7 protein-coding genes are annotated in these 7,055 nt (G+C 54.2%); 3 read left to right on the top strand and 4 right to left on the bottom strand.

Translation table 11 applies throughout. From position 1 onward, the window contains the following. The coding region (locus GOW98_RS25095; RefSeq protein WP_170337328.1) for an IS6 family transposase at positions 1-681 on the top strand (681 nt) is incomplete at its 5' end. 107 nt (positions 682-788) lie between these two features. Here GOW98_RS25095 and GOW98_RS25090 read toward each other — a convergent pair. The 3 genes from GOW98_RS25090 to GOW98_RS25080 all read right to left on the bottom strand — a co-directional run bounded on the left by GOW98_RS25090 (position 789) and on the right by GOW98_RS25080 (position 4,927). Continuing rightward, positions 789-2,519 carry a tetratricopeptide repeat protein gene (locus GOW98_RS25090; RefSeq protein ID WP_170337327.1) on the bottom strand — a complete coding sequence of 577 codons (1,731 nt, stop codon included), beginning with the start codon at positions 2,517-2,519 and terminating at the stop codon, positions 789-791. A 368-nt stretch (positions 2,520-2,887) separates the two neighbouring features. Then, entirely contained in the window at positions 2,888-3,799 is a 912-nt protein-coding gene (locus GOW98_RS25085) for a homocysteine S-methyltransferase family protein (RefSeq protein ID WP_217359741.1), read from the bottom strand. Between the two features lie 213 nt (positions 3,800-4,012). Beyond that, positions 4,013-4,927, bottom strand: a complete 915-nt coding sequence (locus tag GOW98_RS25080; RefSeq protein ID WP_302479332.1) for an NAD(P)-dependent oxidoreductase — start codon at positions 4,925-4,927, stop codon at positions 4,013-4,015. Between the two features lie 75 nt (positions 4,928-5,002). On the opposite strand from GOW98_RS25080, the gene GOW98_RS25075 reads away from it, so the two are divergent. Further along, positions 5,003-5,896 (top strand): LysR family transcriptional regulator, encoded by an 894-nt coding sequence (locus GOW98_RS25075; protein ID WP_170337325.1) that lies wholly within the window; start codon positions 5,003-5,005, stop codon positions 5,894-5,896. 88 nt (positions 5,897-5,984) lie between these two features. On the opposite strand, the gene GOW98_RS25070 is transcribed toward GOW98_RS25075, so the two are convergent. After that, positions 5,985-6,380 (bottom strand): nuclear transport factor 2 family protein, encoded by a 396-nt coding sequence (locus tag GOW98_RS25070; protein WP_170337324.1) that lies wholly within the window; start codon positions 6,378-6,380, stop codon positions 5,985-5,987. A gap of 155 nt (positions 6,381-6,535) precedes the next feature. On the opposite strand from GOW98_RS25070, the gene GOW98_RS25065 reads away from it, so the two are divergent. Continuing rightward, a partial coding sequence (locus GOW98_RS25065; RefSeq protein WP_170337323.1) for an IS6 family transposase occupies positions 6,536-7,055 on the top strand: 520 nt, incomplete at its 3' end.

The following is a 7,055-nucleotide window of genomic DNA, read 5'->3' as shown; positions in this document are numbered from 1 at the left end:
TTCAAAACCAGTCCCGAGATCATCCGCCTTGCGGTGATGCTGTACATCCGTTTCCCATTGTCGCTTCGGAATGTCGAAGATCTGCTACACGAACGCGGGATCGACGTTAGCCACGAAACCGTCCGATATTGTTGGAACAGGTTCGGGCCGATGTTTGCTGCTGAGATCAGACGGAAGCGTGTTCAGCAGCTGCGCGCGTTCTCCAAATGGAAGTGGCACGTGGACGAGGTCTTTGTGAAGGTGAACGGCAAACGTCACTACCTCTGGCGTGCAGTTGATCACGAAGGTGAAGTGCTTGAAGCCGTTGTCACCAAACGCCGAAACAAAGCTGCAGCACTAAAATTCCTCAAGAAATTGATGAAGCGGCACGGTTGCGCCGAAGAGATCGTCACAGATCGCTTCGCTTCCTACAAGGCTGCGCTCGGACAAATGGGCGCGCTCAAAAATCAAAGGACGGGCAGGTGGCTTAACAACCGAGTCGAGAACTCGCACCTGCCGTTTCGACGACGCGAACGCGCCATGCAACGTTTCAAACGCATGCGAAGTTTACAGAAATTCGCCTCCGTCCACTCCTCCGTCTACAACCACTTCAACCAGGAAAGATCGCTAGCCAGCCGAGACACATTCAAGCTGACGCGCACCGCCGCTCTTACCGAGTGGCGTCAACTTTGCTCCAGATAGGTTCGCGGTTTCTGCGGCAAACTGAGACTGGTTAGAATTCGTCTGACAGCACCTTTTCCGCACCGCAGCGCGGCGAAAACATTCAGAACGGCGGGATTGGGCCCTGTTCACCGGTTCAAGCCTGCCGCGTGCAAACCCTGTTGATAGCGCTTGTTATCCTCCGATCGCGCGAAGGGATGTGTGCGTTCTGCCAGCTGCAGCGACGCACCAGGGGCCAGACGCTTTAGGTCAAGAACAGCCTGCCTCGCCTCATCGAGCTTGCCGCAAATGGCATTGTTCACGGCAAGATCCAGATAAGAGCTGATGCGGTTTGGTTGGACCCGAATTGACGCCTCGGCCCACGCGATGGCTTCTTCGTGCTGACCTGCCACAAACTCGCATAGTGAGCGAATGGAGTACCACAAACCCATCAAAGGATCGCGTGGGCTGAGCCTAATCGCGGCCAGGATGTTATCGAGGGCTTCCTTGCCGTCGCCCAGATAAACCTGAGATCTTGCAAGCAAAGCATAGGCATGTGGGTCGTTGGGGTTGAGGGCTATAGCGTCCCGCAACTTCCTTACGGCGTCCTGATGACGGCCTGAAAACAAATCCGCCGCACCAAGTAAGGCCATCGCATACGCATCGCGGCCGTTCATCGAAACCGCCTGCCGCGCCAGCCTTACCGCCTCGGCCTTGGAAGCGTCAGGATCATAACTCCAGCCGTTCACGCATTGCATTAGATGCGTAAATGACAAATCCGCTATCCCGAATGAGCTTTGCGGGTCCAACTCGACGGCTTTCATGAGCAGGTTCTGGGCTTCGGCTACGTCTGCTTTTGTGAACTGCGAGATATGCCAATGGGCGCGCGCAGACAATTCCCAGGCATCCATCCGCGGGATCACTTTGCGCCTTGCGCGTTGCATTTCTGCAGTCAGGTATTCAGGTGCGACTGCACCCACAATTTTCTGCGTGATCTCGTCTTGAAGATCGAAGATATCTTCAATCACGCCGTCAAATCGATCGGTCCAGACGTAATGGTTTGCAATGGCGTCGATCAGTTTTACCGAGACGCGAACCCTGTTGCTGACCCTTCGAACGCTGCCCTCAAGAACGTATTGAACGCCTAGATCACGAGCGATTTGCTCTGTCCCGATTACGCGACCCCGGTAGGAAAAGCTCGTATTTCGAGAGATCACGAAGAACCAGTGAAACCGGGACAGCGCGGAAATCACATCTTCGGCGATACCTTCGGCAAAAAAGGTCTGATCCGCGTTTTGGGACACGTTGTCAAAGGCCAAAACCGCAATCGAAGGTCGTTCCGGCACCTCCAAAAGGTAGCTCTGGATGGCCGATGCAGACATTCCCCAACCATAGGCGACCAAAGGCTCTGCGATGTTTTTGAGTTTCTGAGAACCGAGATAGGTAAAGTGATCCGAAAGCCCGGCATCAAGGCTGCGCCGCGCAGTTTCCGATATCACCAGTGAACCTGGCTCAGCCAGATTCTGAAGGCGTGCGGCCACGTTGACGCCGTCGCCATAGACGTCTTCATCAGCAAAACTCACATCGCCGCTGTGCAATCCCATCCTCAATGTGATGCGGGGATCGTCGGTCAGTGCGTTTTGGACAGCCATCGAGCACTCTATGCCATTGACTACGCTGGGAAATTCAATCAGCCAGCCGTCCCCCATGTTTTTTATCACCCTGCCGTGATGCGCACCAATTTCCGGAGTAAGAATGTCGTTCCGAAAACGGCGCAGCGCGGTCAATGTGGCAGCTTCATCCTCCCCCATGAGTTTGGAGTAGTTTGCCACATCCGCAGCCAGAATAGCGGTCAGCCGTCGTTTAGAGGCGTTCGACATGGATGAAGCATAGCTGACGGCCGACGAATGGGAAACTTCGAAGGTGTTGTTGAAACACGTTCTATCGCCCGTCGATGATAGAGGTTACCTGAGTTCGCACCGGCGAGGGTTTCCCATCATCGCAGTTCGGGTGACTGCCGAGTTCTGCCGATGACTTGCATTGCAAGAATGAACGAGAAAGCTCGGCAGAACACTTTCATCATGGTGCTAATCTCGTACATGCGACGAATGACTGGTTAGGGGAAGCCGCATTGCGGCATCTTATTGGGTCGGGAAGGTCAGTTCTGGGCCGCTTATAACAAGTGGCGGAAGGAAATTACGGTATCACCTTAGATATCAGCGCTATCGCTCAGATTGAACTAAGTTGGCTACGCCAATTCGCTGGCCATCGATTTCAGGTGGCGCATGTCGGTACCGCAGCACCCTCCAAATACTTGGATCGACGGATTCTGCCTCGCAATCGAGGCAATCTGTTTACCAAGTTCAGCTGGATCGCCTTCGTCCAGCTCATCTGCTTCGTCAAGTTCCGCATGCGAGCAACTCGAAGCGTTTACCACCAAGCCTTTAAGTCGGGGGTGGTTGTCAAGCGCTCCGGCGAAATGGGTCGGATGAGCGCAGTTGACCATAAAAAACAGCGCCGCCGAGTCGGTTGCCTCGTCGATCTGATCAATTCCGTCCACAAGTTTGGTCCCGTCCGCCAGACACCCGTCCGTTTCGACAACCAGAGACATGATGATCGGCAGATCTGCGTCTCCGGCGGCGAGGATGCATCCCGCAGCCTCACTTGGACGGTTGAACGTATAAGCGGTGACCAGGTCGACGCTTGTGTCTTTCAGGCTGTGCATTTGAGCGGCGTGGTATTGGCGTGCATCTTCGACCGTCACCGGAGGGATGTCGGCGTAAGGATCATAGCGCGGGCCGATACAGGCCGACACCAGCACATCATCGCGAGCGGCAGCCTGGCGCACCTCCTCCATTAGACTGACCGCATCTTTGTTTACCTCAACGAGGCGGTCTGCATCGTATCCCAAGGGCGCTGCGCGGTCGGCGTTCGCCATCCATGTGGGCGCGTCAAGGATGCATCCGATACTCATTTCACGGGTGAGATCGACAAGAGCCTTCATTTGACCGGCCAGTATTGCCCTGGTGCCAGGTTCTTCCAGCAATGGAAACGATGCGAAACCAGGTAACTCAACGCCATGATTGAATATCAGGTCGGTGCCAGTGCCGGCATAAACCAGAAAGGTCTTGTTACCTTCGAGTGGGAACTGTCGCGCCATTCTGATCCACACCTATTGACGTCAAGTCTTCACAGAAACCTACATTGTCCCGGGTCTCCTGTGAACCTTAGGGTGGCGACAGAGTGTATTCCGTGAGCACGACCTCATCTTCCCGGGCAACTCTCAACCGCAGCGAAATTCTCCTTCGGCGGGCCGCACTGCAGCGTCATCAAGCCATAGCCAATGGCAGGTTTGGGCCGGAGCCTTTTTGCATCAGGCATCCGTCATATGCTGGACCAGTGAGGTCAGCTGTCTGTCGCCGTGGCCATCTTCCCAAGCCGTTTTGGTGCGGTCATGCATCAACTGGATGAAATCAGCGGGGGCATTAAGTGAGAGATAGGTCTTCAACGCATCCTCTTGCGCCATCGCGTAAACCTTCAGGGAGGCCTCCGCACTGTCGTAATCCTCAAACGGAACAGTTCTGGCAAAGAGATCATGGTAGTCATTGACCAGTTTGATCGTGGCAGGGAGTTGGTCGGCATAAACCTGCATCGGGATGCCCGCTTTTTGGCAGACAAGTGCACCGTAGATCATTCCGAACATGAACCCCTGTCGAACCGTGAAGAGGCCGGCAAAGAGCGCGGCAAGTGCCGTTGGTTTCTCTCCAACATGGGCGGACTTTCCACCCAATTCTCTGATGATACTGCCATAGCGGTCCCAGGTTCCGGCACTGCCCACCGTAAGGATTGTGGTTTCGTCACCACCAATGCCGGAAGGGTAGGCATTGATCATGCCCAGCATGTAGCCAGCCCCCTGTCCCTCAAGGATGGCGACCAGTCTATCGGCATCCGAGGTATCGCCCGTGCTCATGTCACAGATGGTCTTACCCTTTAGCGAGACGCTCAGCCCGTTGACCAGTTCAACAGTTTCCTTGTGGCTCTTGATACAGATGATGACAAAATCAGACGCCGCAATAGCATCATTCGGTGAAAAGCAGATCGTGGCTCCAGCCTCAGCAAAAACCTCTGCCTTTTCCGATGTGCGATTCCAAACGCTGACTTCGTGGCCTGCCTTGACCAAGCAGTGCGCCAGCGCTGAGCCCATATTGCCCAGTCCCAAAACAGCAATTTTCATGATGTTTGTCTCCGATGGTCGCCAATGAATTACTGCACCAGCATGCGCCGGCATCGGGGGATCAAATAGTTGTAAATTTTTCTATATTGTTAGATGATCTTACTTATGGATTGGCGCACACTTCCCTCTTTGACATCTCTCAGAGCCTTCGCCGCCGCTGCCGAGTTTCGAAATCTGACCCGGGCGGCAGAGGCACTGAACGTGACCCATTCCGCAGTCAGCCAGCAAATCCGCGGGCTCGAACAACATCTCGACACTCGGCTTATCACTCGTACCCGACATGGCATTTCTCTGACATCGCAAGGCGAATTCCTGTCAGCTGGCCTGCTTGAAGCCTTCGCTGAAATGGGCTCCGTGACCGAGAGCGTGTCGAGCGCAGAGGCAGTTCGACCGTTGGTGGTTAGCGCGACGCCGATGTTTTCAAGCGCGTTCCTTATGCCGCGTCTGTCGACGTTTATTGACGAATTCCCCAATATCGAGTTGAGGATCGATGCAACGATCCAAGCTGTCGACCTCAAGCCGGGCGGAATTGATATGGCCATCCGATATGGAACAGGTCGCTGGCAAGGGCTTGTCTCGCAGATGCTGCTGCCAGGCTGTCTGACGGTCGTCGCGTCCCGCGAACTAATCGGAAACCGGGAGCTCACGAAACCTGCAGAATTGCTTGATTTCACGCTTCTTCAGGAACAAGGGTCAGTCGAGTTTGACCTGTGGTTAGAAAAAGTCGGAATTCCGACCGACGCCGACCGGAGAGTTGTCCGCGTGCCGGGCAACATGCTGCTGGATGGCATCCGTCGCGGTGATGGTATCGGGGCGACGGTACCGGCTTTTGTTTCTGACGAGTTGAAGTCGGGACAACTCGTGGCGCTGTTCGACGATCCAATACCGCAGATCGGCTACTACCTTGTCACGTTGCCGGGCCCGGTTCGACCAGCGGCAAAGCTGTTCATGCGGTGGCTCTCGAAATCAATTACCGAATATGAGAAAAGCCTTTTCCGATGGACGCCCTCTCACTTGCTGTAGGCAGTAAAGAGCACCGACTACAGTCAAATTGGGTCTGACTTAACGTATACGACTGTGCGTACAGGGCGCGAATTGGCGCCGGATATGATCATGTTCCCGCAACTTGGCGTTCATAATCCACACCATCATACCAACCGAGCGATTTGGTGACGTTCAGGTTATCGTCTAAGTCCCATTCTTCCCAGCCCGAGAAACGAACATGGTTGCCAGTCTCTTTATGATGGCCTTCGAAAGTCCACGCATAGACCATATGGTGATCGGCGACGAGAACCGCGTCGAGGCTAAGAACGAGGTCAGGGAAGTCAGCCATAAATCCCGCCGCCATATCGCCAATCTCCGCCTGGCTCTCCATCGGGTCGCCACCGTTCATTATCATAATTGTATGTTCAGCATATCTTCCGGCGACATCGCCAGGTGCCCGGTTTGTCCAAGCAGCGCAATGGTCTTGAGCTATGCGGTGGGCGGTTTGTACATCAGGTGTCATCTATATCTACATGTCCTAAATATCGCGAAAAATATGGTTACAGAAACGTTAGTCGGGTCTCTGAAAGCAATCAAGTTTGCTTAACAGCGCTTCTCAACGGTCTTGTCAGAAGAACTTTGGTTGAGGGGGGCAGGGTGGTTGCGTAGCTTTTGCCCATGACCAGACCTGCCTCCTTCAATTACTTTAAAACCAGTCCCGAAATCATCCGCTTGGCCGTGATGCTGTACATCCGTTTCCCGCTCTCGCTTCGGAATGTCGAAGATTTGTTGCACGAGCGAGGCATCGACGTGAGTCACGAAACTGTCCGCTATTGGTGGAACAGGTTTGGCCCGATGTTTGCCGCTGAGATCCGAAGAAAGCGTGTTCAGAAATTGAGAGCATACTCCAAATGGAAGTGGCACGTGGACGAGGTTTTCGTAAAGGTAAATGGCAAGCGGCATTATCTTTGGCGTGCAGTTGATCACGAAGGTGAAGAGCTTGAAGCCGTTGTCACCAAACGCCGAAACAAAGCTGTAGCACTGAAATTCCTCAAGAAATTGATGAAGCGGCACGGTTGCGCTGAAGAGATCGTCACAGATCGCTTCGCTTCCTACAAGGCTGCGCTCAGAGAAATGGGCGCGCTCGAAAAACAACAGACGGGCAGGTGGCTCAACAACCGCGTCGAGAATTCGCACC

The organism is Ruegeria arenilitoris (assembly GCF_013032445.1).
Lineage (GTDB): Bacteria > Pseudomonadota > Alphaproteobacteria > Rhodobacterales > Rhodobacteraceae > Ruegeria > Ruegeria arenilitoris_F.
The sequence above is the reverse complement of the archived record's forward strand: the minus strand, read 5'-3'. Positions and strand labels throughout refer to the sequence as shown.